The sequence below is a fragment of the Brevundimonas diminuta ATCC 11568 genome, from assembly GCF_000204035.1.
GTDB classification, from domain to species: Bacteria; Pseudomonadota; Alphaproteobacteria; order Caulobacterales; family Caulobacteraceae; genus Brevundimonas; species Brevundimonas diminuta.
Genome location: NZ_GL883086.1, coordinates 815,888 through 841,831 on the forward strand (window position 1 = coordinate 815,888; position 25,944 = coordinate 841,831).

Consider the following 25,944-nt stretch of genomic DNA (forward strand, 5'->3'; position numbering starts at 1 on the left):
TGGCCCGGGGCCGGCACATTGGCGCTTCGCCCCCCGGAATGGATGTCCCCGCCCAGGGCGGCGACGATGAGCCGGAGCGACATGACGGGGGGGCCTCAGATGAGACCGAGGGCGCGAAAGCTCTGTTCGCCCTCCCGGCCGACCACGACATGATCATGGACCTGGATGTCGAAAACCCGGGCGGCCTCGATGACCCGGCGGGTCATCTCGATGTCCGCGCGCGAGGGTGTCGGATCGCCCGAGGGATGATTATGGACGAGGATCATGGCCGAGGCGGACAACTCCAGCGCACGCCGCACCACTTCCCGGACGTAGACAGGGGCATGATCCACGGTGCCGTCCGCCCGATGCTCCTCGCGCATCAGGATGTTGCGCTTGTCGAGGTAGAGCACGCGAAACTGCTCCCGGGGCTCGTGGGCCAGCGCCCCCCGGACATAGGCCAGCAAGGCCGTCCAGGACGAGATCGAAGGCCGCGCGCAGACATCGGATCTAATCAAATGAACGCAAACCTGTCGCAGCAGCTTGAGAGGTCCGCGACGGCGGCGACGTCCAGGCCGGGCGTTCGGGCCAGCTCTGACGCGTCCGCTGCGACAACCGCGGCCAGGGCGCCGAAGCGATCCAGGAGATCCCCGGCGAGACGATGAGGGTTGGTCGGAAGCGAAGCCCGCTTGAGCATCAAGGCCAACAAGGTTCGCTCATCCATCAACTCGATGGCCGGGAGGCCGGCGCCTGCAGCAAGGGCGCGGGCGTGTTCAAGGTCGGGTTTGGGGATCGATCGCATCGCGAACTCCTCGGTCGCTATCCGCCTCCTCATGGGAAGTCGACCGAAACCCGCCCTCCCCAATCCTTGAATTGCGCCGCAAATGATGGGCCGGCTGACTGGATCGGCTCACTCTCCGCCCATGGATTGCCTCTTGACGCTAGCCGCCCCGGGACGCTCCGTCAGAGGCCCTTTGTATGTTGATCTTTCGGGCGCCTTCGAGAATCTCGAGACCGCCCTTCGCGGCGATTCCGGCGACGATGACGCCGACCACCAGGTCAGGCCAGGACTGCTTCAACCACAGGACCAGGGCGCCGGCGACGAGGATGCCCCCGTTTGAGGCGAAATCGTTGAAGCTGAAGGTCTCGGCGGCGCGCAGGTTTACATCGTCGCCCTTCAAGCCGCGCAGTAGCTTTAGGCAGATCAGGTTGACCACCGCTGCGACGACGGCCAAACCGATCATGGTCCAGCCAATAGGCTCCGTTCCCAGCCACCATCGGCGGCCGGCGTCGATCAGAACGCCTGCGGCGAAGATCAGCAACAGCACACCCGAGGTTCTCGCGGCGCGCAGCTTCCAGGCGAGAGCGCGGCCAACCGCCAGAAAGCTGATCAAATAGACAAGGCTGTCGGAGGCGTTGTCCAGCGCATTGGCGAGCAAGGCGCTGGAGTTGGCCAGCAATCCGCCGAGCCCGAGCCCGACGAACAACAGACCGTTCAGGATCAGCACGATCATCAGCGTTCGTCTCTGACGGTCATGCTCAGCGTTCGATGTCTTCATGGACGCCCTCCTGTTCCGGGCTCGGCCGCCCACGTTGACTAGTTTCGGAAGACAGCGCGCATTGGCAGGCAGTGGTAAACATTGGAGCCGTCATTGAAACACGGTCTTGCCGGACTGCCCATGCGACGATCTTGAGATCCGACCGGCCGCTCGTCCAGACCGACGAGCCCAAGCGACGAAACCGGCCGCAAGGCCCCACCGGATCCCACGACGCGCAGCCGCCGGCATTGCCTGGGCAGATCCCAACGCCAAAGCCACCACATGTCAGCCGCAAACGCACCTTTCCTTCAGCCAGCCCCGGATTGAGAAAAGCGTTTGCACTGCCCCTGCGGCAGGGGCTTGATCCTCCAGTAGCTAGAGGATGCATAAATCGTCGCATCAACAGGAGAACAAACGATCATGGTGTTCACGGAGCGCCGAGGCGCCAGGGTGCTGAACGTCCGCGCGATGGCTATCGGCCTCGCCGTGACGGTCATTGTTGTGGACCAGGCCACCAAGGCCATGGCCCGCGGGAACCTTGAGGACGTGGTCAATCTGACATCCTTCATCGCGCTTCGCCTCGGGTTCAACCCAGGGGTCACCTTTGGCCTTTTCGCCGGCTCCGGGGACATGGGGCGCTGGGTTTTGAGCATCGTCTCGCTGCTGATCATCGTCGTGCTGTCGATCTGGGCCTGGCGAACACGCAGACCTCTTCTTGCCGCCGGCCTGAGCCTTATGGTCGGCGGCGCGCTCGGGAACCTGCTGGATCGCCTGCGTTTCGGGCACGTGACCGATTTCATAGATCTTCACTGGGGCGATGCGCACTGGCCCACTTTCAACCTTGCCGATGCAGCGATCGTCTGCGGCATCGGCTTGCTTCTGTTGGCTTCGCGAAGCGGGGCCGAACCCGGGACGTCGTCCCCCACGATCGAACCCACCGTTCGATGACGGGGCCCCCCGAAAAAAAGTCCATAGCCGTTCGCTCCGCCCTGGCCATAGGCGTGACCGCAAGCAGCCTGACGGCTACCTGGCTGTGGATTCCTCCCGCGCCATTCGGCGTCGAGACCGACATGGCGACGGCCGATCGCCTGGCCTACGCCCTCAAGTGGGAGTTGCCGGTGCTCGTGTGGCTCGCCGGCTGCCTGCGGCTTGTCGCCAGCATTCGGTATCGGTCGGATGAGGACCGACCAGGAGCCGCCTACGGCCCGCCCAGCGCTCGGCTCGCCGTGCCTGCGGCCGTGTTGCAGAATTCCCTTGAGCAGACCGTCCTGGCCGTCGGCGCACATCTGATTCTCGCCGTTGTTTTGCGAGGCGAGGAGTTGATCCTGATCCCCGCTCTGGTGACGCTTTATCTCCTCGGTCGTGTGATGTTCGCGATCGGCTACGTCAAGGGCGCCGCCGCACGCGCTTTCGGCATGGCGCTTACCGGCGCCTCGACGCTTGCCGCCATGGTTATCGCCATCGTCCTGTTGATTCTCGGCCGGTAGTATCCGAGCGCGCCTCATGCCCGTCTTTCCGCCCCAGTCTCCAGGACTTCGACCCATGTTTGAGCGATGACACGCCCCTCGCCCCCTTCGTCGGGACCTCGCAGCATCGGCAAACTCGCCGCCGCCACCGGCATAAAAATTCCGACGATCAGATTCTACGAGCAGATCGGACTGGTGCCGGCTCCGCCCCGGACCGCCAGCGACCGCCGGATGTACGACGATGATGCCGAACAAAGGCTGACCTTCATCCGGCATGCACGCCAACTTGGCTTCGACCTGGATTCGATCCGGTCCCTGCTGGATCTCTCCGATCATCCCGACCGCGCCTGCGACGAAGCCAACACCATAGCCGAACGTCATCTCGCCGAAGTGACGCAGAAGATCACCCAGTTGCAGGCCCTCCGGCGCGCGCTTTCGCGCATGACCGCTGAATGCGCGGGCGGACGGGTCTCGGCTTGCAAGGTGATTGAGGCCCTGCACGATCATTCGGCTTCACAATAAACCACGACACACGCGCTGTTCGAGTGCTAATGCGAGCGGCTCACAACTAGGTTTCCGATGCGCCCTCTGCTCAGCCTGTTCGTCCTCCTGCTCACCCTTGGCATGACCGCCCCCGCGCTGGCCCAGACGGCTTCGGCCTCGGAGGCCCAGGTCGCGTGGCGGCTGCTCGACTACGTCGGGGTCGACTACGCCGGTGCGGTGGAGAACGGCCAGGTGACCAATCCCGCCGAATATGGAGAGATGGTCGAATTCAGCAGCCAGATTCTGACCCGCCTGGAAGCTCTGCCCTCCACGTCGTCCAAGGCCGATCTGGTTCGGGACGCCGTCGCCCTTCAAGACGCTATCCGGAACAAGAGCGATCCGCGCACCGTCGCCGGCCAGGCCAAAACCCTGGCCGGTGCGGTCCTGGCGGCCTATCCAAGCCCGCTGGCGCCGTCATTTCCGCCCGACCTGGCCAAGGGGGCCGCCCTCTACGACGCGCAATGCGCTGTCTGCCACGGCGCCACAGGGCGCGCCGACGGCGCGGGCGCGCAGGGGCTCGATCCCGCTCCAATTGCATTCGCGGACGTCGAGCGCGCCCGCCAACGCAGCGTCTTCGGCCTATACCAGGTGATCGACCAGGGGCTCGACGGCACGGCGATGGCCAGCTTTTCCCATCTGCCGGCCGAGGACCGCTGGGCCCTGGCCTTCTATGTCGGCCGTTTCGCCTTCACTGACGCCGAAGCGGTCGAAGGCCAGCGTCTTTGGGAGAGCGACCCGGCGATCCGCACCGTTTACCCGGATCTGGCCGCCGTCACACAGGCCTCGCCGGCGGAGTTAGCGGCGCGCATCGGGGAGACGAAGGCGCGGGCGGTGACGGCCTATCTGCGCCGCCACCCGGAGGCGGCGGCTCGCCCCAAGGGAGCCACCCTCACCCTGGCTCGGACGCGTCTGGCGGAGAGTGAAGCCGCCTATCGTCGGGGAGACCGAAAGGCCGCAACCGACCTGGCGCTGTCGGCCTATCTCGACGGTGTCGAGCCGGTCGAGCCGGCGCTCGGCGCGCGAGACACCGCCCTCCTACGTCGCATCGAGACGGCAATGACCGATCTCCGCGTGTCGATCAGCAAGGGCGCGGCAGAGACGAAGGTCGCGGACCGGATCGCTCGTCTGAACGCCCTGTTCGACACCGCCGAGCGGGCCCTGGCGCCTCAGAAGGCGGACAATCTCGCCAGCTTCATCGGCGCCTTCACGATACTGCTTCGCGAAGGACTGGAGGCGCTGCTCATTGTGGTGGCGATGATTGCCTTCCTCAGGAAAGCCGACCGGCCTGAGGTGTTGCGTTACGTCCACGGAGGATGGGTGGCGGCTCTGGTCGCCGGCGGCGCCACCTGGGCGGCTGCGACCTTCTTCATCTCCATCAGCGGGGCCAGCCGAGAGCTCACTGAAGGGTTTGGCTCGCTTCTGGCGGCGGTCGTGCTCGTTTCCGTCGGAATCTGGATGCACGGCAAGTCGCATGCCGACGCCTGGCAGACCTATATTCGCGACAAGCTCTCCAAGGCGCTCTCGAAGCGATCGGCATGGTTCCTCTTCCTGTTGGCCTTCGTCGTGGTCTACCGGGAGGTCTTCGAGACGATCCTGTTCTATGCGGCGATCTGGAGCCAGGGCGGCCATGTCGGCATGCTGGCCGGCGCGCTTACCGCAGTGGCGATCCTGGCGTTCGCTGCCTGGGCGCTGCTCGCCTACAGCAAACATCTGCCGATCGGTCGGTTCTTCTCACTGAGCTCAATCCTCATGGCCGTCCTGTCGGTCGTTCTTGTCGGGAAAGGCGTGGCGGCGCTTCAGGAAGCGGGTTGGCTCGATGTCCACCCGATCACCTGGGCGCCGCGTATCGAGATTTTGGGCATCTACCCCACCGTGGAAGGCGTCGGGGTCCAGCTTCTAACGCTCGTCGTGCTGGTAATCGGGTTTGCGCGTACCTCTGGTTCCAAACGGCAGGGCTCAGCCAAGGCCTAGCAGGTCGTCTCCGATTGTACCGAACCATCCAGGCCGGAGGCTTCACTCTGGGGCGGAATGCGAGCCCCGGACCGGGGCCGAAACCCCATCAAGGCTCAGAGTATCGGTCAGGTCCCTACCGGTCCGCATCGACAAGGACAGTCGCCGAGTTGCCTGGCCCTCATCGGGCAGGCGGGATATCAATGAGGGACAGGCCCGCGGCCGGCTCCAGCCCACCGCCGTCAGCGCCAGTTTCGGCCTGAACGGTAGCGTGGTCGATGTCGTGGACGTCGTTCATCTCCGCCAGAACCGCGACGAAACTGATCAGCGCCCCGACCTCCGGCAATGACCAGATTGACCGCGCCGTTCACATCGTCGCTGCAGACACCCCATAGGGCAAGGTCTCGGGCTCCCGCCATCCCCGGCACAGCCCCAAGCTTCGAAAGGAAAACCGTGAGCGGCGGTGATCGCCGCCCACGGTCCGCTGGCAGGAGTGTGTTCAGTCCTCGATCCCCTCCGATTTGCGATGTTTGACCGCCTTGGCCGCAAAGGTCGGCAAGACCAGCAGCGTCAGGACCGTCGCGGTCAGAAGGCCGCCGATGACCACGGTGGCCAGAGGCTTCTGAACCTCGGCCCCTGCGCCGTGAGCCAGCGCCATAGGGATGAAGCCGACGATGGCGACCAGGGCCGTGGTCAGCACCGCGCGGAGACGACTGGACGCGCCTTCGATGGCCGCCGCTACAGGCTCCAGGCCGGCCTGGAGCCGCTCCCGGATCGCCTGCATCAGCACCAGACCGTTCAGGGTCGCGACGCCGGAGACGGCGATGAAGCCGACCGCCGCCGATACCGAGAACGGCATCCCCCTGAGCAGCAGGGCCAGAGCCCCGCCGACCAGGGCCAGCGGCACGCAGGCGAACACCAGTCCCGCCTCCGCGAATGACCCGAGCGCCATGAACAGCAGGACGCCGATCAGGATGAAGACGATGGGAATGACCAGTCCCAGCCGTTGCTCGGCCCGCTTCAGGTTCTCGAACTGGCCGCCCCAATCCAGCCGGTAGCCGACCGGAAGAGCGACCTCGCTCACCGCCGCCTGTGCGTCGGCCACGAAGCCGCCGAGATCGCGCCCGCGCACATTGGCCTGGACCACCATGCGCCGGCTGCCGTTCTCGCGACTGATCTGGTTCGGTCCTTCGGCCGTCTCGATGCGGGCGACGGAAGACAGAGGCACGATCACCCCCGTGCTCGAGACGATGGGCAGGGCAGCCAGTGTGGATGGATCGTTGCGCGCGTCATCCGGCAGACGCACGACCACGTCGAAGCGGCGGTCGCCCTCGAAGATCCGCCCCGCCTCGGCGCCGCCGATGGCGGTCGAGACCGCTTCCGAGACATCGGCGGCGGACAGGCCGTAGTGGGCCGCCGCGAAGCGATCGACGCTGATGGTCAGGGTGGGCAGGCCCGACGCCTGCTCCACGCGCACGTCGGCAGAGCCCGGCGTGGCCCGCAACTTGGCGGCGACCGCTTCAGCCGTCTTCTGCAGGGTGTCGAAATCGTCGCCATAGACCATGACGGCGAGATCTGACCGCACGCCCGAGATCAGTTCATTGAACCTTAGCTCGATGGGCTGGCTGAACTCGAAGCTGTTGCCGATCTGCTGGCTGGCGACCTCTTCGATCCGCTCGATGAGTTCGTCCTTCGGCAACTTCGGATCGGGCCAGTCCTTGCGGTCCTTGAGGATAACGACGCTGTCCGAGTTGTTCGCCGGCATCGGGTCGATGGCGACTTCGGCCGTCCCGGTGCGCGAGAAGACGGTCTCCACCTCGGGCTGGGCCTTGATGGCGCGTTCCAGCGCCATCTGCATGGACAAGGACTGCTCCAGCGAAGCGGACGGCACGCGCAACACCTGCATGGCGATGTCGCCTTCGTCCAAGGTCGGGATGAATTCCCGCCCGAGGGTCATGAAGGAGACAGTCCCCACGCCAAGCATCGCCAGCGCAGCGATCAGGACCACCTTGGGACGGGCCACCGCCGCGCCGATGGCCGGCTGTATCCAGCGGCGGGCGAAGCGCAGGATGAAGGTCTCATGCTCTTCGGCCTTGCCGTCCGGTCCCAGATGAACTGTCTTGGGATCGCGCACCAGCAGGGCCGTCATCGCCGGCACGAAGGTGAAGGAGAAGATGAAGGCGCCGACCAGGGCCAGCATGACGGTCGCGCCCATCGGCACGAAGGTCTTGCCCTCGACCCCTTCCAGCATCAGCAGCGGCGTGAAGACCAGCAGGATGATCAGTTGGCCAAAGGCGGCTGGCTTGACCATCTGTCGTGCCGATTGCACCGCCACCCCGAGGCGTTCATGCCGGGTCAGCATCCGCCCCAGTTCGCCCCGTCGCTGCGTCAGCATCAGCAGGGTGTTCTCGATCACCACCACGCCGCCATCGACCATCAGGCCGAAGTCGAGCGCGCCGAGACTCATCAGGTTTCCGCTGATGCCGAAGCGGTTCATGCCGATAACGGCGAACAGGAAGGACAGCGGAATCATCAGGGCCGTGATCGCCGCGGCCCGGAAGTTTCCGAGCAGCAGGAAGAGGACGACGATGACGAAGAGCGCCCCCTCGATCAGGTTGCGCGCCACCGTCGAAATGGTCGAGTTGACCAGGTCGCTTCGATTCAGAACCGGCAGGGCCACCACGCTCGGCGGGAGAGATGCGCCGACCAGCTCCAACCGCTCGGCGGCGGCCTGAGCCACCGTGCGGCTGTTTTCCCCAGCCAGCATCAGGGCGGTGCCGAGGACGGCTTCGTGGCCGTCGTGGCTGGCCCCGCCGAGACGTGGCGCCTGGCCGATCTCGACCTTTGCGACATCGGCGACCCGAACAACCAGACCGCCGCGATTGACGACCGGCGCCTGAGCCAGATCCTCAACCGTCGCGGCCAGGGCGTCGGTGCGAACCACCAGGGCCTCGCCTGCCCGCTGGACATAGCCGGCCCCGGCTTGGGTATTGGCCCGCTCCAGCGCCTGGACCAGATCGGTCATGCCTAGGCCGTAGCGTGTCAGGGCGGCGGCGTCTGGTCGGACGGCGTATTCCTTCACATAGCCGCCGTTGACGTCAATCCCGGCCAGGCCGGGGGCTGTGCGCATCTGCGGGGCGATGATCCAGTCCTGGACCGTCCGCAGATAGGTGGCCCGGGCCTGCGGCGTGGTCAGCCGCTCGCCCTCCGGCGTCAGATAGGCGCCGTCGGCCTGCCAGCCAGGCTTGCCGGTGGCGACCGTGGTCTTGGGGCTGAAGGGGACGTAATCAACCGTCCACATCAGCACTTCACCCAGCCCCGTGGTGATGGGCGACAGACTGGGTTCGACGCCTTCGGGCAGACCATCCGACGCCTGCCGCATCCGCTCCGCCACCTGCTGGCGGGCGAAATAGATGTCCGTCTGATCGGTGAAGACGACGGTGATCTGGCTGAAGCCGTTTCGAGACAGGGAGCGTGTGCTTTGAAGTCCCGGTATGCCGGCCATGGCCGTCTCGAGCGGATAGGTGACCTGCCTTTCGATCTGTTCGGGCGCCAAGGCGGGCGCGACTGTGGTGATCTGAACCTGTCGGTTCGTGATGTCGGGAACGGCGTCGATCGGCAGCTTGGTCAGTTCGAACAGGCCGAGCGCAGCGACCAGCGCCACAGCCAGGACGACGAACCAGCGAAAGCGGACGGAGGCCTCAATGAGAGCTTTGAACATGATCTCTCGTCCCTACTCGTCTTCCTCGGCTTCGCTCTTGGAGAGCTCCGCCTTGAGCAGAAAGGCCTTGGCGCCGGCGATACGTTCGGCGCCGGTCAGGCCGCGAAGAATTTCGGTTCGGCCCCCAGCCTGGCGGCCGGTCATGACAGGGACAGCCCGGAAGCCGCCCTGAACCTGGACGAAGACGACGGTCGCCCCCTCCAACGTCTGTACGGCCTCGGAGGGCACGGTCATGCCGTCGGCGTCTCCCCCCGTCACCAGAGCGCCGCTGACAGGCGATCCGGCGGGCGGCAGGGCGCCGCCGGACGGGCGAGCGCGAATGAGGGTCGCACCGCTCTCGCCGGCGCCGCCCACGGCGACGCCCGTAACGACCGCATCGAATTCACCGGTCGGACCTTGCACTCGCAACGACGACCCCGTCCGAACCTGAGCGGCGAGCGCAGGCGGCGCATTGAACACCAGTTCCACGCGCGTCGGATTGGTGACCTCGGCTATCACGCCGCCCTGGGGGGCAAATCCGCCTGGACCGACCTGAACCGACGTCACTACGCCCGAGATCGGGCTGGATACGCTGATACGGCCCGACGCATTGGGGCCGCCAGCCGCCGACGCCCTGGCGCGAGCGGCTCTCGCGGCGGCGTCCGCGCTGAGCGATTGGGCGCGTGAGGTTTCAACCTCCTGACGCGCCACCACCCCCTGGGACGCAAGGCTGTCGTTCCTTTGATAGGCGCTTCGCGCGGCGTCAGCGGCGGCGGCGGCGGCGTCGGCGTCCGCGCGGAAGGTCGCGGCCTCACCACTCACCAGCACCGCCAGAGGCTGGCCGGCGCGCACCGACTGGCCCGGCGCGACCAGGACGCGCTCGACCCGACCGCCGACGGATGCGGCCACGACGGCGCGGGCGTCGATCATGGGCTCCACGCGCCCGGCAAGACGGATCTCCCCGCCCCCGCCGCGTCCGACCGCCATGACCGTGATGCCCGCCGCCTCGATCTGCGCCGGCGTCAGGGCGATGACGCCCTCTTCGACCTTACCCGCAGCCTCCTCCTCAGCGCCCGCTTCAGCCGACGCCTGAACCTGCGCCGATGGCGCGGGTCCGTCGCGGGTCAGGAGGAAGGCTCCGCCGCCGATGGCGACAACCGCCACGGCGGCTCCGGCCATCAGCCAGGTCTTTCTGGTCTTGATCTGGGTTTTCACAGTGCGGCTCCAAACGGGATGCGACTTTGCAGGCGCGCGAGGTCGATTTCCGCCCGGACCCGCGCGAGGCGGGCGTCGACGGCGGCGTTGCGGGCGGAGATCAGGGCGGCGCGGGACGCGCGCAGTTCAAGCTGGGAGATGCGCCCCGCTTCAAAACCCAATCGGGACAAGCGATAGGCTTCCTCAGCCGAGGCCACGCCGGCGTCCGTCGCCGCCACACGGCTGGCGGAAGCGTTTAGACGCGCCTGGGCTGCGCTTCGGTCGGCGGTTTCATCGAGACGGGCGCCGTCCAGGCGGGCGTTCGCCGCCCTGAACTCGGCCTGCGCCGCCTGGATGTTTCCCCGGTTTCGATCGAACAACGGCAAGGGCATGCTCACGCCAAACGTCAAGGCGGTGGCGTCTTCGGCTTCATAACGGGTGACGCCGACAGAGGCGCTGACGTTCGGGCGAGCATTGATCTGCTCCACCCGGATACGCCGCTCGGCTGTGTCGCGCTCCGCTTCCGCCAAGCGCACGACCGGCGAAGCCGCTCCGGACTGATCCGGCGCCGAGGGCGCGCGATCCAGAACGCCCGGGTCGATGGAGGTGACGACCGTCGGCAACATGGCCGTCGCCGTCAACCGGGCGAAGGCGGCCTCGCGTTCGGCTCCCGCCTCATCAAGCGACGCGCGCGCTGACGCCGCCTCAGTTTCAGCCTGGATGCCCCGCAACAGGGGTTCGCGGCCCTCCTCCACGAGCAACAGGGCGGCGCGAGCGTCCGCCAGGGTGATCGTCAAGGCCTCCTTGGCCAGTTGAAAGCGGCGATCGGCCGCCTCGGCTTCGGCGTAGACCAGCGCCAGACGGCCTGCCGCGTCAACGCCGGTGAGATCGCGACGAAGAGCGGCAGTTCCGGCCTCGCCGCGCGCGACATCAACCCTGGCGCCCCTGCGCCCCCAGAGCTCGAGATCCTGGGTCAAGGCCAGACTGGTCTCGGCGTTGCTGTAGCCGTCATAAGGACCGCTCCCCAGGACGCCGTCGGCAGTCAGGCCGAGTTGGGGATTAGGACGCACGCGCGCCTGGCGGACCCGCGCCTCGGCGGCGTCGAGCAACGCGCCGGCCTCGACGTTGACGGGCGTCTGGCCGATGCGCTCAAGCAGGGTTTCATAGCTCGGCGCTGGATCTGCCCAGGCAGGAGCAGCGGCCGCTGTCGCTATCGCGACCACGGCGCAGCCGGCCGTCAGAAGCGACAGCCGACGATGTGAGGAAGACATGGTTCATTTCCCAGATTTCTGACGGATGAGCGCACGAGGGCGCGGCATTGGCGTCAGCTTCTGGGAGGGCGATCCGGGCCGGCAGGCGTCCGGGACGCCATCTGGTTGGTCGTCGGCGCTTTTGGGCCGTCGGCTTTCTTGAGGCTGGCCGGAACAGGTATCGACGCCTGCTGCACGCCCGTTGAGCCGTGGTGACAATGACCATGGGCGCAACCGCTATGGTTCTGGTCGCCGCCCTTGGCTTTACCGTGGTCCTGGTCTGGCGGGCTCGAAAGCGATGAAGCCGCGACAGCAGCCCGCGCTTCTGGCGCACAGGCCGCTGCGTCAACGGCCGGCAGGAAACCAAACACGACGATGACAAGCGCGAAAAGCGCCGCCGTCATGAAGGTTCTGTTCGACCATTCAAACATGGCGCGTTCCCGCCAAGGTTTCAGCGCCCGACAACGCCGCCATGGTCGCAAGCTTGACGAAAACACCGCCTATCGGAGACCGCACGCCCGCCCCGGATTCACAGCCCGACGAAGATGTGGTCAGGACGTCCCGGCTCATTTCGGCCTCCAGCGCAAAAGGCGCATGGCGTTTGCCGTCACCAGCACGGTCGCCCCGGTGTCGGCGAGGATCGCCGGCCATAGGCCGGTGACGCCGATCACCGTCGTGACCAGGAAGACCGCTTTCAAGCCCAGGGCGATGGTGATGTTCTGGCGGATGTTGCCCATCACCCCCCGCGACAGGTCGATCATGTCGGGAACGTCCTGGACGCGGCCATGAAGCACCGCCGCATCAGCCGTCTCCAGGGCCACGTCGGCGCCGCCCCCCATGGCGATGCCGATGTCGGCGGCGGCGAGCGCCGGCGCATCATTGATGCCGTCGCCGACCTTGGCGACGACAAGGCCTTCGGACTGCAGTTCCTTGACGATTCTCTGCTTGTCCTGCGGCAGAAGCTCAGCCCGCACTTCGACGCCGAGACCGTTCGCGACCGCTTCCGCTGTGCGCCGGTTGTCTCCTGTCAGCATAATCGCACGAATCTTCATGGCCTCGAGCCGGGCCAGGCCCGCCGTAGCGTCCGGCCGCGCCTCGTCCCGCATCGCCAGGAAGCCCGCCGATTGGCCGTCGATCACGACCACGGAAACGGTTTTGCCCTCGGCGTTGAAGCCCGCGATCGCCGCATCCTGAGACGCCGAAAGCCCGACCCGCCGAGCGACGGCCTGTGGCGACCCCAGGAAAACCTGAGCGCCGCTCACGGTCCCTTCGACGCCCTCCCCCGGGATCGCCCGGGCTGACGACGCCGCCGGGATGGATACGCCGTCAGCCTTCGCACGGTTGAGAATGGCCAGGGCCAGCGGGTGGCTCGATCCGGTTTCGAGAGCCGCCGCCATCGAAAGCACCTCCCCCTCGGTTCGCGCGTCCGCCACGATGTCGGTCACGATCGGCTTGCCGGATGTCAGCGTCCCGGTCTTGTCAAAGGCGACAGCGGTGATCTTGCCCAGGGTTTCGAGCACGGCTCCGCCCTTCATCAACAGGCCTCGCCGCGCGCCGGCGGACAGACCAGCCGCTATGGCTGCCGGCGTCGAGATCACGAGGGCGCAGGGACAGCCGATCAGAAGGACCGCCAGCCCTTTGTAGATCCACTCGCTCCACGCACCGCCGAACATGAGTGGCGGAACGGTCGCGACCAGGGCGCCGAAGACAAGAACCACGGGCGTGTAGATTGTCGAGAAGCGGTCGATGAAACGTTCAGTCGGCGATTTCGATTCCTGCGCCTCCTCCACCAGGCGCACGACCCGCGCTATGGTGTTGTCAGCGGCGGCGGCTGTGACCCGGACCCGCAGGACGCCGCCCACATTGATGGTCCCGGCGAAGACAGGGTCGCCCGCCATTTTCCGCTTGGGGACGCTCTCTCCCGTCACCGGGGCTTCGTCGATCTCGCCCTCGCCTTCAACGACGTCGCCGTCGGCCGGCACACGGTCGCCGGGCCTCACAAGGATGACGGCGCCGAGCGCAAGGCTTTCAGCCGGTACTTCGCTGACCTGGCCATCGATCTCGACCAAGGCGGTCTTGGGCACCAGGTCGGTCAAACCCTGGATGCTCTTGCGGGCCCGCCCCGCAGCGACGCCCTCCAGCATTTCACCAACCAGAAACAGAAGGACGACGGCTGCGGCCTCTTCTGCAGCGCCGATGAAGACGGCTCCGACCGCCGCAATCGTCATCAGCATCTCGATCGAGAACGGCGTCCCGTACCGTGCAGCGGTGATCGCACGCCAGCCAACTGGGGCAAGGCCTACCGCCAGGGCGACCAGGAAGGCTCCACGCTCCATCGCCGGGAACAGGGCGCCGAAAATGTAGGCCGCGACCAGGGCGACGCCGCAAGCCGCTGTAAGCTTGGCCTTGCGGGTCCACCACCATGGACCGCTGGCCGCCCGGTGGTCGTCACCGGGAGGGGCCATCGTCGAACCCGCCGAAGGCTGCAGCGGCGCGAGGACCTCGACGCCGTAGCCCAGGTTGCGAACCTGACGAAGCACGCCCTCCCCCGCAAAATCGGCGCCGTGCTGAACCTTCAGAACACCCGAGGAGACCGCCACAGCGACATCTGTGACGCCTGGCAGCTTCCGCACCGCAGCGTCGACCTTGGAGCCGCAGCTTGCGCAATCCATACCGGTCACGCGATATCGGCTTTCCAGGTTTTCCATTGTGGCGAGGGGCTCCTTGTTACGAATGCCCGGCGACGCTACTTCCTCTAGCGACTAGAGGAGCAAGCGTTAAAATGAGCCAGGGCGTGACAATCGGCCAGGCGTCCAAGGCGAGCGGGATCAAGGCGCCGACGATCCGCTACTATGAGCAGATTCAGCTCCTGCCGTCGCCGCCTCGCTCGGAGGGGAACCGGCGCCTCTACGATGCAGACGATCTGAGACGCCTGCGGTTCATTCGACACGCGCGCGAACTCGGCTTCGAGATCGAACCGATCCGCGAACTTTTGGCGCTGGCTGGAGACCCGAGTCGACCATGTCAATCGGCCGACAGCATTGCCCGCTCCCATCTTGCCGATATCGACCACAAGATCGCGCGCCTCACCGCTTTGCGGGCCGAGGTCGCCCGCATGACGCACTGCATTCAAGAATCGGCTGAAAAATGCCGAGTGATTGAAGTTCTAGGTGACCATAGCGGCTGCTTGCACGACAGACACTAAGCTCTACTTGCTACCGTCCAAGGCAACCGCCTTGACCCGGGCCCATGCCAGTCAAATGGCGGCCCTATATTCCGAGTGAAAGGCGTCGGGCGTGCCGATCGATGCGGCCAACGACCTGTCCGCCATCGCCATCAGGTCGGCCTAGCGCCGGCGGCCATCTTACGATGGACGAAAGATCGACGCCCCGCGTTCACCTGGCCTGGCGACGCGGGGCTTCGGTCAGATGCAATATTCCTAGCCGCAGCAGCCCTTGCCATCCTCCTGGATCGGCGGACAGGGCACATCGGCGTAGGAGCAGAAGACGCAGCAATCGCCGGGCAAGGGCTTCAGCTTCACGCCGCAGCCGAGGCAGTCGTAGAACCAGATGCAGGCGTCGGTGGGCATGGTCTCGGTCGCGACATGACCGCATTGCGGACAGGTCAGCGTGGACTGGAGCAGGACGGGCGCCTTCATTTGACGGCCGCCAGTTGAGGCAGGAGCCAGGGCTCGACATAGGGCTCCCAGGCAAGGGAAAGCACGATCAGCAGCGTGGCGAAGACAAGCAGCCTGAAGGCCAGCGGTGAAGGTCGTCCGCAGGCCGTATCGCGTCGGCACATGCGAGAGCGGCGCCAGTGCAGCAGCCACCCGAGGGCCAGAACCACGGCGGCGATCGGGGTCAGCCAATGGCGCGCCCCGGCGAACACGGCGACGCCCGCGAAGGATACGCCCGCAATCGACAGCACCAACGGCAGGACGCAGCAGGCCGCCCATGCAAGAAGGGAAGCGAACCCGCCGACCACCGCTGAGGCGCTGACGGCGACTTCGGGAATGCGGGCGCGGTTTGGGTCGGTCGCCATGGGCTATCCTGTCTGACTTCTGATACAGCCTACAACCCGTAGCCACTACGGGATCAAGAGCGTGTCGAGACAAGATCTGACCATCGGGCGCCTGGCGCTCAGCGCCGGGGTGAACCTGGAGACCGTGCGCTACTATGAACGTATCGGGCTGATGCCTGCGCCGGCCCGAACCCAGGGCGGACATCGTTGCTACGAGCCTGAACACGCCCAGCGACTGAGATTCATCCGCCGATCGCGCGAACTCGGGTTCGGCATAGACGCCATTCGTCGGCTGATCGCGCTAAGCGAGCCGACGGTCCAATCCTGCAGCGAAGTGCGCGACATGGCTCAGGACCACCTTGTCAGCATCGAAGCGAAGATCGCCGACCTGCAACGCCTTCAAGCCTTGTTGAAACAGACGGTCTCCGACTGCGGCGACGGAAGACGAGTCCGGTGTCCGGTCATCGAAGAGCTCGGCTCAAGCTAGATGCCCCCTCATTCAGCGGCTAGGCAGTTCCGAGGCGACTGCGATTGATATCCGCCCGGAACAGCAACAAGAACAGACAGGCGCGAATGCTAACCACAGGGCTAACCTAGGCAGAACTCCGCCCAGTCCTCCATCAGCCGAAATCGCTTCGCCATCATGTCTCCACGACGATAGGCCGCCTCAACCTTGCTGCTCACAGTGTGAGCCAACGCCATCTCGGCGGCTTCTTGAGGATGCGCGGTCTTCTCCGACACCCAATCCCTGAACGTCGACCGGAAGCCGTGCGGCACGGCTTCGACCTTCATGCGGCGAAGCACGGAAGCAAGAGTCATGTTCGAGAGCGCCTCGCCATCGATATTGGCGAAGACCAGATCAGTGTCCGGATTCCGCCGCGTCGCAGCGAGAAGCGCGAGCGCGCCTGACGAAAGCGGCACACGATGCGGCCGCCCCGCCTTCATCCGCTCACCCGGCACGACCCACAGGGCGGCCGGAAGATCGATCTCGGACCATCTGGCGCCCCGCACCTCGCCCGAGCGCGCTGCGGTGAGAATGGTGAACTCAAGCGCCCGCGCGCCTGTCCCTTTTTCGTCAGCAAGCCTGGCCATGAAGGCAGGCATTTGGTCGATGCCCAAGGCCTTGTGGTGAACAACCTTCGCGACCCGGGATGGCTTGGCGAGGAGTTTGTCCAGATGCCCCCGCCAACGTGCGGGGTTGGGACCAGATCGGTATTCGCGCGCCGCGGCCCAATCGAGCACCATTTCCACACGCCCGCGAAGGCGGCTCGCGGTCTCGGTCTTGATCGTCCAGATGGGCTCCAGAATTCGCATGACGTGCGGGAGGGCGACTTCCTCCACGCCCAGGTCGCCGATCACCGGATAGACATAGGTTTCAAGCGTGGCTGCCCACTGCGCCCTGTGTTTGGGATTCTTCCAGCTAGCCTCATGCGCCGCCATATAGGCCTCTGCGGCCTTGCGGAACGAGATCGCAACGACGGCGGGCGTTTTTACCGCTTGGCGCGCCTCACGGCCTGCTTCGACCGGATCAATACCGCGCCGAATCTGCTCCCGCGCGTCGCGGGCGGCCTCTCGCGCTCGCGCCAGCGTCACATCGGGATAGCCCCCGAGACCCAGGTCTCTCCTCCGCTTTCCCATGGTCGCGCGCAAGATCCAGCTTCGCCCGCCGCTTGACAGCACTTGCAGGGCTAGCCCTGCTACCCCGCCAACAAAATGCAGGCCAGGTTCGCGTAGCCGCGACACCGCCAATGGTCCTAGTTCATCTGCTTTCCGGGGCATTTCCCACCCATCCAACAACCCATCATAAAACCCATCAACTCACCCATCAAAAAATCTGCGCTTGAGTGCAACAATATGCAACGTCCTGAAGCGACCAAACTCAAGCCACACCTGGGTTCAACCTACCTCTGAACAACGGTGAACAAGGCTGAAAAGGCCCGGAATCCGACACCCTGTCCGCCACGTTCATCGCCCTACATTCTGCGTGCTTTTTGAGCGATGCACGTCAGGCGGCGATGTTTCCCCACAACACGACTGTTGGAGTGTCTTTCCACCGCACCGGACGTTTAAGGGCGCCGTCCGTTTCGTCCGTAGTTGTCTTCAGGGCCTCAACGGCCTCCCTCTGGAGACGATCATGTCCACCTTGAATCCCCTTTCCTTCATCGCCGTCTCTGCCGCCGTCCTGTTGTCGGCGGCGCCGGCTGCGGCGCACGCTCGCCTGGTCAGCGCCACGCCGGCGGCCAAGTCGGCCGTCGCATCGCCGCGTGTCGTGACCCTGACCTTCAGCGACCGCGTCGCTCCGGCCTTCTCCAGCTTCGACGTCGTCAACGCCGCCGGCGCCAAGGCGACGGTTCGCTCCCAGGTCAGCCAGGACGGCAAGACGATCACGGGAATCCTGGCGCGTCCGCTTGCGGCCGGCGCCTATGTCGTCAACTGGCGCATCGCCTCCACCGACGGCCACCGTATGACCGGCAGCTACGACTTCACCGTGCGCTGACATGGTCGAGGTCTGGATCGTCGTCCTGCGCGGCGTGCAATACGCCGTCGGGGCGCTGCTGCTCGGCCTGCCCGCCTTCATGCTCTACAGCGCGCGGGCGGTCGGACCGCTAAACTTGCGTTGGCCGCGTCCGACCATAGCCTGGGCCGCAGCAGTCCTGATGATGGCCGCGCCCGCCGCCCTGCTGGCTCAAACCGCGATGATGGCGGGCTCCCTAAGCGCGGCGCTCAAGCCGGAAGCCCTGGGCTTCATGGTCACGGGCATGGGGCTGGGCAAGGCGTTGGTCGTGCGGATGTTCGCGGCGGCTCTGGCCTTGGCCTTGGCGCTGCTGCTGCGTCCCGGTCGGCTGGCGTGGAGCGTGCTGGCGCTGCTGGGTCTCGTCGTCTCAGCCAGTTTCGCCTGGACCGGCCACGGCGCAGCGACGCAAGGGCCGGGACATCTGATCCACCTGGCCTCGGACATCACCCATGCCGTAGCGGCCTCCATCTGGGCCGGCGCCCTGGCGGCCTTCGCCGTCCTGATCGTGCGGCGACCGTCAGCCGATCCCGCCTGGGACGCCGGCGTGGCGCGCAGCCTGACCGGATTCGCCGGGGTCGGTACGGCGGCGGTCGGCGCCCTGGTCGTGACGGGGCTGATCAACAGCGCCTATCTGGTCGGCGTCTCCAAAGCGCTGAGTTTGACCGCCAGCCCCTATGGCGTCCTGCTGATGATCAAGCTGGCGCTGTTCGGCCTGATGGTCTGTTTGGCGGCCGCCAACCGATTCCGTCTGGCGCCCTTGATGGCTCGTGATGCGGGCCAGGCCATGCCGCATTTGAAAAAAAGTCTGGCGATCGAGTTCGCCATGGCGCTGGCGATCCTGGCTGTCGTCGCCGTGATGGGCGTCCAGCCGCCCCCCGCTTCCCTCTAGGCGCCGAGCCTGGGTCGTGACGCGATCTTTCGCCACGCCCCCCACTTGGCGTAGGTTGCCATTATCGGAACCATGCCCGTTCGACGCGCTCCTTTCCAAGGGAAGACGCGTCGCCTCGCGTATGAAGGATCGAGCCCGCGAAAGGCGCAGAATGACAAACGACATGGAACGCATGCTGGCGACGCCGCCTTCAACCGATGAGACCTCGCGATTGGCGGGCCTGGAGAACCGGGTCTGGCGCCGGATCGAAGAGCGGCAGGAGCAGCGTCGCATGAGCCAAGTGCGCCTGGCCGTCATGGCTGTCGCCCTGCTGGTCGGCGTGACCAACGGCGGCATGCTGGGCCAGGCATTCAAGCCTGGTCGGTCGGACATCCAGGTTTTCAGCGTCTCCGCAGGTCTGTCGCCGATGACCCGTTTCGAGGTCGGCGGATGAGCGCCAATTGGAAGTCCATCGCCCTGACCGTCGTCCTGGCCGCCCTGGCCAGCGGCGGCGCCGCCTGGCTGGCGGCCGGTTGGATGATGAAACAGCACGAGACCCCCAGCGTGCACGACATCGTGCACCAGAAGCTGGACCTGACCGCCGACCAGGACGCCCGCCTGGACCAGATCGAAGCGAGCTTCGCCGTCCAGCGCGACGCGCTGGAGGCCGATGTCCGCGCCGCCAATCGCGAACTGGCCGACTCCATCGCCGCCAGCAAGGGCGACAGCCCCGAGGTCCGCGCCGCGGTCGACCACTTCCACGACGCCATGGGCGCCTTGCAGAAGGCCACCATCGCCCATGTGTTCGAGATGCGCGCGGTGTTGACGCCGGAACAGGCCCGCATCTTCGACAAGGAAATCGCCGGCGCCCTTACGCAAGAGCCCCGGTAAGGCCGAGGTGGAGGTCGAGGGCGATACAGACGAGGCGCGCGCGGCGCGTGGCGACCGCACGGCCTTCACCGCCCTGATGGCGGCGACCAGCGGCGACCTCTATCGCTTCGTTCGCCGATATGTCGGCGACACAGACGAGGCGCACGACCTGCTGCAGGAAACCTATGTCTCGGCCTGGCTGGCCATCCGGCGCTATGACCCGACGCGGCCCTTCGCGACCTGGCTGCGCTCCATCGCCATCAACAAGTGCCGCGACTGGGGCCGTAAGCGGACGGTGCGGCGCATCGTGCGCGGCGTCATGGGGCTGGACACGCCCGAAGCCATGGCCGTGGGCGAGGATGCGCCGGAAGCCGAGACCCAGTTGGACGACCGCCGTCGCATGGACGAGATGAATCGCGCCCTGGCCGCCCTCCCCGACAATCTGAAGGCGCCGCTTCTGCTGGCCTCGCTTGAGGGTCGTTCTCACGCCGAGATCGCCGAAGTTCTGGGCGTCACGCCTAAGGCGGTGGAGACCCGCATCGCCCGCGCCAGGCAGAAGTTGAACCAGACCCTGGCGCGCTAAGGCGTCGGCATGCTGCGGCGCCCTGCCGCAACGGTGATGCAAGGGGCGGCCGTTTCGCCTGCGTATCCCGATCAGACCCCTCCCCGCGCGCCCTTACGGGCGAACGGCCTCTTTGAGACTTGGACTTCATGGCGACAACATCACTGGACCGTCGAACGCTGTTGCGAGGCGCCGCCCTGGGCGGCGGCATTCTGGGCCTGCAGGGCCTTCTGCCCGCCTGGGCGCAGACCGGATCGCCCGGCCTGCGGGCCGACCTGCCGACGCTGACCGGACCGAACATCGACCTGAGCGTAGGTGACGCCAGCTTCACCGTCGGCGGCCGCACCGGCCACGCCTTCATGGTCAACGGCCTGCTGCCCGCGCCCCTGCTGCGGATGCGTGAGGGCCAGAACGTGCGCCTGTCGGTGACCAACAATCTGGACGAGGACACCTCGATCCACTGGCACGGCCTGCTGCTGCCTTTCCAGATGGACGGCGTGCCCGGCGTCAGCTTCCCCGGCATCAAGCCGCGCGAGACCTTCGTCTATGAGTTCCCGATCAAGCAGTCGGGCACCTATTGGTATCACAGCCACTCGGGCCTTCAGGAGGCCATGGGCCACTACGGCCCCATCGTCATCGACCCGGCGGGGGCCGATCCGGTCGCCTATGACCGCGAACACGTCCTGGTCCTGTCGGACTGGAGTTTCCTGCATCCGCATGAAATCCTCGACAAGCTGAAGAAGAGCCCCGGCTACTTCAACATGCAGAAGACGACCCTGGCCGGTCTGTTGGACGGTTCAGACGGAATGAACGCCGCCGAGCGCCGGATGTGGGGCGGCATGCGGATGGACCCGCGCGACATTCTGGACGTCAACGGCACGACCTACACCTATCTGGTCAACGGCCATGGTCCGGAAGAGAACTGGACCGGCCTGTTCCGACCGGGCGAGCGCGTGCGCCTGCGCATCATCAACGCCTCGGCCATGTCGATCTTCAATTTCCGCATTCCTGGCCTGCCGATGACCGTAGTCCAGGCCGACGGGGAGAACGTCCGCCCGGTCGAAGTCGACGAGTTCCAGATCTCGGTCGCCGAGACCTATGACGTCATCGTCCGCCCAACCGAGGACCGCGCCTATACCATCGTCTCCGAAGCCATCGACCGCTCGGGCATGGGTCGCGCCACCTTGGCGCCGCGCATGGGGATGACGGCCGAGGTTCCGCCGCTGCGCAAGGTGCCTAACCTGACCATGAAGGACATGGGCATGGGCGGCATGGACCACAGCGCGCACGGCGCAGCCAGCGCCGATCATGCGGCCATGGGCCACGGAACGGCGGCAGGCGCAGCGGCGTCCGCTGCGCCGATGGACCACAGCGGCATGAGCATGCGCGATCCGAACAACGCCCCGGCCGACATGGCCGTCGGCGTCGGCGTGGACGCCATCGCCCCGGCCCCGTCCAACCGCCTGGCCGACCGGCCGCAGGGCCTGGATGACGTCGATCACCGCGTGCTGGTCTACGCCGACCTGCGCTCGCTGACGCCGAACAAGGACACTCGCGCGCCATCGCGCACCATGGAGATCCACCTGACCGGCAATATGGAGCGGTTCATGTGGGGCTTCGACGGTCGCAAATTCTCGGAGGTGGTCGAACCGATCCGCTTCGAGCTGAACGAGCGCGTGCGCGTGACCCTGGTCAACGACACCATGATGGCCCACCCCATCCACCTGCACGGCCACTTCTTCGAGCTGGTCAACGGCCACGACGGCAATCAGCCGCTCAAGCACACCGTCAACGTCGCGCCCGGGGGCAAGGTCACTTTCGACCTGACCGCCGACGCGCCCGGCGACTGGGCTTTCCACTGCCACCTTCTGATGCACATGCACGCGGGCATGTTCAACGTCGTCACCGTTCGCCCGCTGGCTGGAGCCGCTTCGTGAAGTCTCTTTCCCTCTCCCTGGCGCTCGCGCCCCTGATGCTGGCTGCGGGCGGTCCCGCCCTGGCCCAGAGCCACGCCGGTCATGCGGCTCACGTTCCCGCAGCGGCTCCCGCCGCACAGGCGACGCCCTCGGCCGCCAAGCCCGCGCACGACTGCCCCATGATGCGTGAGGGCAAGCCCTGCCCCATGCATGGAGCCGCCTCCGGCGCTCAGTCTGACCCGCACGCTGGTCATGACATGAGCGGTCACGCCGGGCACGGCGCGGCTCCGGTTGATGCCCATGCCGGCCACAACATGGCTCCGGCCCAGGCGGCCCCGGCGAATCCCCACGCGGGTCACGACATGGCTCCGGCCCACGCCGCCCAAGCTGACCCGCACGCAGATCACAACACCGCGCTGGCCGATCCGCATGCCGGTCACGATATGAGCGGCCACGCGGGGCACGGCGCTCCCGCAGTTGATCCCCACGCCGGTCATGACATGAGCGTCGCGCGCGGCGGGCCGAACATCCCGACCAGCGTGGACGCCGTCGGGGGCCGCATGGTCGAGACCCCGCCCCCGGCCGCCGCTCGCTCGGCTCCGGCCCACGCCGCCGACCTGCTGTTCGACCCGGCGGTCATGGCCGCTTCGCGCAAGCAACTTCTGGTCGAGAACGGCGACATCCGCACGACGGCCGTGCTGATCGACTCCATCGAGGCCAGTTTCGGCGACGGCGCTGACGGCTACAGCTGGGGCGCCCAGGGCTGGACCGGCGGCGACATCAACCGCTTCTGGTGGAAGACCGAGGGCGAAGGCGAGATCGACGGCAAGCTTCACGAGGCCGAGGTTCAGGCTCTCTACAGCCGCGCCATCGCGCCCTTCTGGGACGTGCAGGCGGGCGTGCGCCAGGACTTCCGTCCGGACGGCGACGACACCACCCACCTGACCGTCGGCGTTCAGGGCGTGGCTCCCTACTGGTTCGAGATGAGCGCGGCCGCCTTCCTCTCGACCGAGGGCGACCTGACCGCCCGCGCCGAGGCCGAATACGATCAGCGCATCACCCAGAAGTGGATCCTGCAACCGGCGATCGAAGTGGCTCTGTCGGCCAGCGACATCCCCGAGCTCGAGATCGACTCGGGCCTGACGTCGGTCACCGCCGGTCTTCGCCTGCGCTATGAAATCCGCAAGGAGTTCGCCCCCTACGTCGGCGTCGAGTGGACCCGTTCGCTGGGCGACACCGCCGACTACGCCAAGGCCAGAGGCCAGGATCCCGAAGACACGCGCTTCGTGGTCGGCATCAAGGCCTGGTTCTGAATCTGAAGGGAAGATTGATCATGCTGAAGACACTGGTTCTCACCGCTGCGCTGGCCTCGCTGGCCGGCGCGGCCGCCGCTCAAGACCCGCACGCGGGCCATGCCGGACATGGCGGCTCGCAAGCGAAGGCTTCGGGCATCGTCACCAGCCCGGCCGACGGCGCCATGACGCATGGTTCGCCGGAACGATTCAGCGTGACCTTTCCCCATCCGATGACGCTCAAGACCGTCACCCTGACGACCCAGGGGCGAGCGCCGATCACGGTCACGGCGCCGTCGGCCCCGGCCGCTCGAACCGTCAGCGCGCCTTTGCCTCGCCTCGCCCCAGGCAACTATGCGGCGGCCTGGACAGCCGAAGGGCCTGACGGCCATCGGATGAACGGCTCGACCCGCTTCATGGTCCACTAAAAGGCTTCGACAAGGCCTCTAGGTCGTGGGGCTGACGAAGAACCAGCACCACGACCGAAGCCTACTTCAATCCGTCAACCGATAGCCGACCCCAGGCTCGGTGGCGATCATTCGGGGCTGCCCAGGGTCGATCTCAAGTTTCTGGCGCAGTTGTCCGATAACGACCCGCAGATACTGGGTGTCTTCGGCGTGAGCCTTGCCCCAGACGGCGGTCAGCAGGTCTCGGTGGCCGACGACCTTGCCGACGTTGCGCGCCAGATGGGCCAGGACATCATACTCCTTGGGCGTCAGACGAACGGCTTCGCCTGCGCGAGTGATGTTGCGGCGTTCCAGGTCGATGACCACCTCGCCCGCCGTCAGCGGCCCCGCCGCCTCGGCGCGCGGCGCCTGACGCAGATTGGCGCGCAGCCGGGCCAAAAGTTCACCGACGCCGAAGGGCTTCTCGACATAGTCATTGGCGCCCAGATCAAGAGCCGCGATCTTCTCGGCCTCCTTGTCCCGCGCCGACAGGATGATGATGGGACCGGCGTAGAATTCCCGGGCGCGGGCCAGCACGTCCTTGCCGTCCATATCGGGCAGACCCAGGTCCAGCACCACGGCGTCGGGACTCCACAGGGCGATGCCGCGCAGGCCCTCCTGCCCGCTGTCAGCACGGCGCGGCTCATAACCGGCGGCGTCCAGCGCCGGAGACAGGAAGCGGTGGATCTGGGACTCGTCGTCGATGACGAGAATCTGGGGACGAACGGCGGCCATGCGACAGACCTTAAAGCAGGCTCGGGTGGGTGACGACGGCCTTGGGCAGGCTGATCAGGATGCGGGTGCCTTTTCCGTCCTGGATCGGACTGGCGGCGGCGATGCGTCCGTTCATGGCCTCGACGAAGCCCCTGGCGATAGCCAGGCCTAGCCCCGCCCCTTTGGTGCGGTCCGACGGCTCCTCCATGCGGCGGAACTTGTCGAACACCCGCTCCAGTTCGGCGGTGGGGATGCCCTTGCCTTCGTCCTCGATGGAGATGACCACGGCGCCCCGATCTTCATAGGCGGCCAGTTCGACCGTCGAGCCGTCAGGGCTATAGGCGATGGCGTTCTCGAGGATGTTGACCAGCGCCTGTTCCAGCAGCCCCTGATCGACCATGACCAGGCTGAGTTGGGCCGGGAAGTCGCGGGCCAGCTTGCGCTCGCCCAGACGTCGCGCCACGCGCTTGCCTGCTGCGTTCAGCACGTCGCGCACGTCGACCCAGTCGGCGCGGATGTTCAGGCCGCCGCCCTCCAGCCGAGTCATGTCCAGCAGGTCGCCGACGTAACGGCTGAGACGCTCGGCCTCCTCGCGGATCGACAGCAGAAGGTCGGCGCGGACGGCGGGCTTCAGCTTGTCGCCGAGGTCGATCAGGGTGGTCGAGGCCCCCAGCACCGTCGACAGCGGCGTTCTCAGATCATGGCTGACTGAGTTCATCAGCGCGCCGCGGAAGCGGTCCGTACGGCGCAGGGTCTCGGTTTCTACCGCCTGACCGGCCAGATCGGCGCGCTCGACCGCCACAGCGCCCTGGTCCAGCAGAGCCAGGGCCAGTTTCTCCTCGTCAGAGCCCGCCGACAGGGCCGCCGCCTCAATCCCCGCCACCCCTGCGCGGTCGCGCACGCCCTGAAGCGGCCGGAAGGTCCACCGCGCTTGAGGCAGGGTGCCCGTGCCGTGGCCGGCGGATTCGCCCTTTTCCCAGGCCCAGCGCGCGGCGGCCATGGCCTCCGCGTCCAGTTCCGGCTTGCCCGGCGCCCCAGCCGTCAGGGTCAATTCGTTCTCGACAGGCAGCAACACCACAGCCCCGGCGCCGGCGGCGGCCGCCGTCTGTTCAGCCAGGATG

The 25,944-nt window shown here is 66.6% G+C and carries 27 protein-coding genes; 14 read left to right on the forward strand and 13 right to left on the reverse strand.

Going from position 1 to position 25,944, the window contains the following annotated elements:
• Positions 1 to 95: 95 nt before the first annotated feature.
• The 3 genes from BDIM_RS07705 to BDIM_RS07710 form a co-directional block, all read right to left on the reverse strand.
• A complete protein-coding gene (locus BDIM_RS07705; RefSeq protein WP_306424861.1) occupies positions 96 to 497 on the reverse strand; it encodes a JAB domain-containing protein in 402 nt (133 codons plus the stop codon).
• Complete coding sequence (locus BDIM_RS18630) at positions 494 to 781, reverse strand: hypothetical protein (RefSeq protein WP_003165000.1); 288 nt, start codon at positions 779 to 781, stop codon at positions 494 to 496. Before BDIM_RS18630 ends, BDIM_RS07705 begins: the two co-directional genes overlap by 4 nt.
• 139 nt (positions 782 to 920) lie before the next feature.
• Complete coding sequence (locus tag BDIM_RS07710) at positions 921 to 1,538, reverse strand: cation efflux transmembrane domain-containing protein (RefSeq protein ID WP_003165001.1); 618 nt, start codon at positions 1,536 to 1,538, stop codon at positions 921 to 923.
• A 399-nt stretch (positions 1,539 to 1,937) separates the two neighbouring features.
• On the opposite strand from BDIM_RS07710, the gene lspA reads away from it, so the two are divergent.
• The 4 genes from lspA (at position 1,938) to BDIM_RS07730 (ending at position 5,497) form a co-directional block, all read left to right on the forward strand.
• Positions 1,938 to 2,465 carry a signal peptidase II gene (gene lspA, locus BDIM_RS07715; RefSeq protein WP_081461867.1) on the forward strand — a complete coding sequence of 176 codons (528 nt, stop codon included), beginning with the start codon at positions 1,938 to 1,940 and terminating at the stop codon, positions 2,463 to 2,465.
• Between the two features lie 53 nt (positions 2,466 to 2,518).
• Positions 2,519 to 3,004 carry an MAPEG family protein gene (locus BDIM_RS07720; RefSeq protein ID WP_003165005.1) on the forward strand — a complete coding sequence of 162 codons (486 nt, stop codon included), beginning with the start codon at positions 2,519 to 2,521 and terminating at the stop codon, positions 3,002 to 3,004.
• Positions 3,005 to 3,070: 66 nt separating this feature from the next.
• Positions 3,071 to 3,505, forward strand: coding sequence for a MerR family transcriptional regulator (locus BDIM_RS07725; protein ID WP_046652906.1), 435 nt, complete (start codon positions 3,071 to 3,073; stop codon positions 3,503 to 3,505).
• A gap of 57 nt (positions 3,506 to 3,562) precedes the next feature.
• Complete coding sequence (locus BDIM_RS07730; RefSeq protein ID WP_040345455.1) at positions 3,563 to 5,497, forward strand: cytochrome c/FTR1 family iron permease; 1,935 nt, start codon at positions 3,563 to 3,565, stop codon at positions 5,495 to 5,497.
• Positions 5,498 to 5,975: 478 nt separating this feature from the next.
• Here the strand turns inward: BDIM_RS07730 and BDIM_RS07735 are convergent, their stop codons facing one another.
• From BDIM_RS07735 to BDIM_RS07750, 5 genes are all read right to left on the reverse strand, one after another.
• Entirely contained in the window at positions 5,976 to 9,197 is a 3,222-nt protein-coding gene (locus BDIM_RS07735; RefSeq protein WP_003165009.1) for an efflux RND transporter permease subunit, read from the reverse strand.
• A 12-nt stretch (positions 9,198 to 9,209) separates the two neighbouring features.
• Positions 9,210 to 10,391, reverse strand: coding sequence for an efflux RND transporter periplasmic adaptor subunit (locus tag BDIM_RS07740; RefSeq protein ID WP_003165011.1), 1,182 nt, complete (start codon positions 10,389 to 10,391; stop codon positions 9,210 to 9,212).
• Positions 10,388 to 11,641, reverse strand: a complete 1,254-nt coding sequence (locus BDIM_RS07745; protein WP_003165012.1) for a TolC family protein — start codon at positions 11,639 to 11,641, stop codon at positions 10,388 to 10,390. Before BDIM_RS07745 ends, BDIM_RS07740 begins: the two co-directional genes overlap by 4 nt.
• A gap of 53 nt (positions 11,642 to 11,694) precedes the next feature.
• Positions 11,695 to 12,051 carry a hypothetical protein gene (locus tag BDIM_RS17495; protein WP_076222564.1) on the reverse strand — a complete coding sequence of 119 codons (357 nt, stop codon included), beginning with the start codon at positions 12,049 to 12,051 and terminating at the stop codon, positions 11,695 to 11,697.
• 135 nt (positions 12,052 to 12,186) lie between these two features.
• Positions 12,187 to 14,328: a heavy metal translocating P-type ATPase gene (locus BDIM_RS07750; protein ID WP_003165014.1), complete on the reverse strand. Its 2,142-nt coding sequence runs from the start codon at positions 14,326 to 14,328 to the stop codon at positions 12,187 to 12,189.
• 74 nt (positions 14,329 to 14,402) lie between these two features.
• Between BDIM_RS07750 and BDIM_RS07755 the strand changes: the two genes are divergently transcribed.
• The gene (locus BDIM_RS07755) at positions 14,403 to 14,825 is read left to right on the forward strand and encodes a MerR family transcriptional regulator (protein ID WP_003165015.1); all 423 of its coding nucleotides are present in this window, start codon (positions 14,403 to 14,405) and stop codon (positions 14,823 to 14,825) included.
• A gap of 234 nt (positions 14,826 to 15,059) precedes the next feature.
• Here the strand turns inward: BDIM_RS07755 and BDIM_RS07760 are convergent, their stop codons facing one another.
• Both BDIM_RS07760 and BDIM_RS07765 read right to left on the reverse strand, forming a co-directional pair.
• Complete coding sequence (locus tag BDIM_RS07760) at positions 15,060 to 15,278, reverse strand: GDCCVxC domain-containing (seleno)protein (protein WP_003165016.1); 219 nt, start codon at positions 15,276 to 15,278, stop codon at positions 15,060 to 15,062.
• A complete protein-coding gene (locus tag BDIM_RS07765; protein WP_003165017.1) occupies positions 15,275 to 15,661 on the reverse strand; it encodes a hypothetical protein in 387 nt (128 codons plus the stop codon). Before BDIM_RS07765 ends, BDIM_RS07760 begins: the two co-directional genes overlap by 4 nt.
• Positions 15,662 to 15,722: 61 nt before the next feature.
• Between BDIM_RS07765 and BDIM_RS07770 the strand changes: the two genes are divergently transcribed.
• Entirely contained in the window at positions 15,723 to 16,127 is a 405-nt protein-coding gene (locus tag BDIM_RS07770) for a MerR family transcriptional regulator (RefSeq protein WP_003165018.1), read from the forward strand.
• 101 nt (positions 16,128 to 16,228) lie between these two features.
• Here BDIM_RS07770 and BDIM_RS07775 read toward each other — a convergent pair whose 3' ends face one another.
• Positions 16,229 to 17,419: a tyrosine-type recombinase/integrase gene (locus BDIM_RS07775; RefSeq protein WP_040345458.1), complete on the reverse strand. Its 1,191-nt coding sequence runs from the start codon at positions 17,417 to 17,419 to the stop codon at positions 16,229 to 16,231.
• A gap of 355 nt (positions 17,420 to 17,774) precedes the next feature.
• On the opposite strand from BDIM_RS07775, the gene copC reads away from it, so the two are divergent.
• The 8 genes from copC (at position 17,775) to BDIM_RS07815 (ending at position 24,091) form a co-directional block, all read left to right on the forward strand.
• Positions 17,775 to 18,137 carry a copper homeostasis periplasmic binding protein CopC gene (gene copC / locus BDIM_RS07780; RefSeq protein ID WP_003165020.1) on the forward strand — a complete coding sequence of 121 codons (363 nt, stop codon included), beginning with the start codon at positions 17,775 to 17,777 and terminating at the stop codon, positions 18,135 to 18,137.
• A 1-nt stretch (position 18,138) separates the two neighbouring features.
• The gene (gene copD, locus BDIM_RS07785; RefSeq protein WP_003165021.1) at positions 18,139 to 19,044 is read left to right on the forward strand and encodes a copper homeostasis membrane protein CopD; all 906 of its coding nucleotides are present in this window, start codon (positions 18,139 to 18,141) and stop codon (positions 19,042 to 19,044) included.
• Between the two features lie 163 nt (positions 19,045 to 19,207).
• Positions 19,208 to 19,477 carry a hypothetical protein gene (locus tag BDIM_RS07790; protein WP_233126659.1) on the forward strand — a complete coding sequence of 90 codons (270 nt, stop codon included), beginning with the start codon at positions 19,208 to 19,210 and terminating at the stop codon, positions 19,475 to 19,477.
• Complete coding sequence (locus BDIM_RS07795) at positions 19,474 to 19,914, forward strand: Spy/CpxP family protein refolding chaperone (protein ID WP_003165023.1); 441 nt, start codon at positions 19,474 to 19,476, stop codon at positions 19,912 to 19,914. Before BDIM_RS07790 ends, BDIM_RS07795 begins: the two co-directional genes overlap by 4 nt.
• A 7-nt stretch (positions 19,915 to 19,921) precedes the next feature.
• On the forward strand, positions 19,922 to 20,476 hold the full coding sequence (locus BDIM_RS07800; RefSeq protein ID WP_003165025.1) for an RNA polymerase sigma factor: 555 nt from the start codon (positions 19,922 to 19,924) through the stop codon (positions 20,474 to 20,476).
• Positions 20,477 to 20,604: 128 nt separating this feature from the next.
• On the forward strand, positions 20,605 to 22,392 hold the full coding sequence (locus BDIM_RS07805; protein ID WP_040346718.1) for a copper resistance system multicopper oxidase: 1,788 nt from the start codon (positions 20,605 to 20,607) through the stop codon (positions 22,390 to 22,392).
• Entirely contained in the window at positions 22,389 to 23,684 is a 1,296-nt protein-coding gene (locus BDIM_RS18435; protein ID WP_244911848.1) for a copper resistance protein B, read from the forward strand. The genes BDIM_RS07805 and BDIM_RS18435 overlap by 4 nt, the downstream gene beginning before the upstream one ends.
• A 20-nt stretch (positions 23,685 to 23,704) precedes the next feature.
• On the forward strand, positions 23,705 to 24,091 hold the full coding sequence (locus tag BDIM_RS07815; RefSeq protein WP_040346721.1) for a copper resistance CopC family protein: 387 nt from the start codon (positions 23,705 to 23,707) through the stop codon (positions 24,089 to 24,091).
• A 66-nt stretch (positions 24,092 to 24,157) separates the two neighbouring features.
• On the opposite strand, the gene BDIM_RS07820 is transcribed toward BDIM_RS07815, so the two are convergent.
• Positions 24,158 to 24,844, reverse strand: a complete 687-nt coding sequence (locus BDIM_RS07820) for a winged helix-turn-helix domain-containing protein (protein ID WP_003165028.1) — start codon at positions 24,842 to 24,844, stop codon at positions 24,158 to 24,160.
• A gap of 10 nt (positions 24,845 to 24,854) precedes the next feature.
• Positions 24,855 to 25,944, reverse strand: a 1,090-nt coding sequence (locus tag BDIM_RS07825; protein WP_248601209.1) for a sensor histidine kinase, incomplete at its 5' end; no start/stop codon positions are given.

What these genes read in the sequence shown, in the direction of transcription:
- BDIM_RS18630 (WP_003165000.1), bottom strand. Translation starts at nt 781, where the DNA reads ATGCGATCGATCCCCAAACCCGACCTTGAACACGCCCGCGCCCTTGCT.
- BDIM_RS07710 (WP_003165001.1), bottom strand. Translation starts at nt 1,538, where the DNA reads ATGAAGACATCGAACGCTGAGCATGACCGTCAGAGACGAACGCTGATG.
- lspA (WP_081461867.1), top strand. Translation starts at nt 1,938, where the DNA reads ATGGTGTTCACGGAGCGCCGAGGCGCCAGGGTGCTGAACGTCCGCGCG.
- BDIM_RS07725 (WP_046652906.1), top strand. Translation starts at nt 3,071, where the DNA reads ATGACACGCCCCTCGCCCCCTTCGTCGGGACCTCGCAGCATCGGCAAA.
- BDIM_RS07730 (WP_040345455.1), top strand. Translation starts at nt 3,563, where the DNA reads ATGCGCCCTCTGCTCAGCCTGTTCGTCCTCCTGCTCACCCTTGGCATG.
- BDIM_RS07735 (WP_003165009.1), bottom strand. Translation starts at nt 9,197, where the DNA reads ATGTTCAAAGCTCTCATTGAGGCCTCCGTCCGCTTTCGCTGGTTCGTC.
- BDIM_RS07745 (WP_003165012.1), bottom strand. Translation starts at nt 11,641, where the DNA reads ATGTCTTCCTCACATCGTCGGCTGTCGCTTCTGACGGCCGGCTGCGCC.
- BDIM_RS17495 (WP_076222564.1), bottom strand. Translation starts at nt 12,051, where the DNA reads ATGTTTGAATGGTCGAACAGAACCTTCATGACGGCGGCGCTTTTCGCG.
- BDIM_RS07750 (WP_003165014.1), bottom strand. Translation starts at nt 14,328, where the DNA reads ATGGAAAACCTGGAAAGCCGATATCGCGTGACCGGTATGGATTGCGCA.
- BDIM_RS07755 (WP_003165015.1), top strand. Translation starts at nt 14,403, where the DNA reads ATGAGCCAGGGCGTGACAATCGGCCAGGCGTCCAAGGCGAGCGGGATC.
- BDIM_RS07760 (WP_003165016.1), bottom strand. Translation starts at nt 15,278, where the DNA reads ATGAAGGCGCCCGTCCTGCTCCAGTCCACGCTGACCTGTCCGCAATGC.
- BDIM_RS07765 (WP_003165017.1), bottom strand. Translation starts at nt 15,661, where the DNA reads ATGGCGACCGACCCAAACCGCGCCCGCATTCCCGAAGTCGCCGTCAGC.
- BDIM_RS07775 (WP_040345458.1), bottom strand. Translation starts at nt 17,419, where the DNA reads ATGCCCCGGAAAGCAGATGAACTAGGACCATTGGCGGTGTCGCGGCTA.
- copC (WP_003165020.1), top strand. Translation starts at nt 17,775, where the DNA reads ATGTCCACCTTGAATCCCCTTTCCTTCATCGCCGTCTCTGCCGCCGTC.
- copD (WP_003165021.1), top strand. Translation starts at nt 18,139, where the DNA reads ATGGTCGAGGTCTGGATCGTCGTCCTGCGCGGCGTGCAATACGCCGTC.
- BDIM_RS07790 (WP_233126659.1), top strand. Translation starts at nt 19,208, where the DNA reads ATGGAACGCATGCTGGCGACGCCGCCTTCAACCGATGAGACCTCGCGA.
- BDIM_RS07795 (WP_003165023.1), top strand. Translation starts at nt 19,474, where the DNA reads ATGAGCGCCAATTGGAAGTCCATCGCCCTGACCGTCGTCCTGGCCGCC.
- BDIM_RS07805 (WP_040346718.1), top strand. Translation starts at nt 20,605, where the DNA reads ATGGCGACAACATCACTGGACCGTCGAACGCTGTTGCGAGGCGCCGCC.
- BDIM_RS07815 (WP_040346721.1), top strand. Translation starts at nt 23,705, where the DNA reads ATGCTGAAGACACTGGTTCTCACCGCTGCGCTGGCCTCGCTGGCCGGC.
- BDIM_RS07820 (WP_003165028.1), bottom strand. Translation starts at nt 24,844, where the DNA reads ATGGCCGCCGTTCGTCCCCAGATTCTCGTCATCGACGACGAGTCCCAG.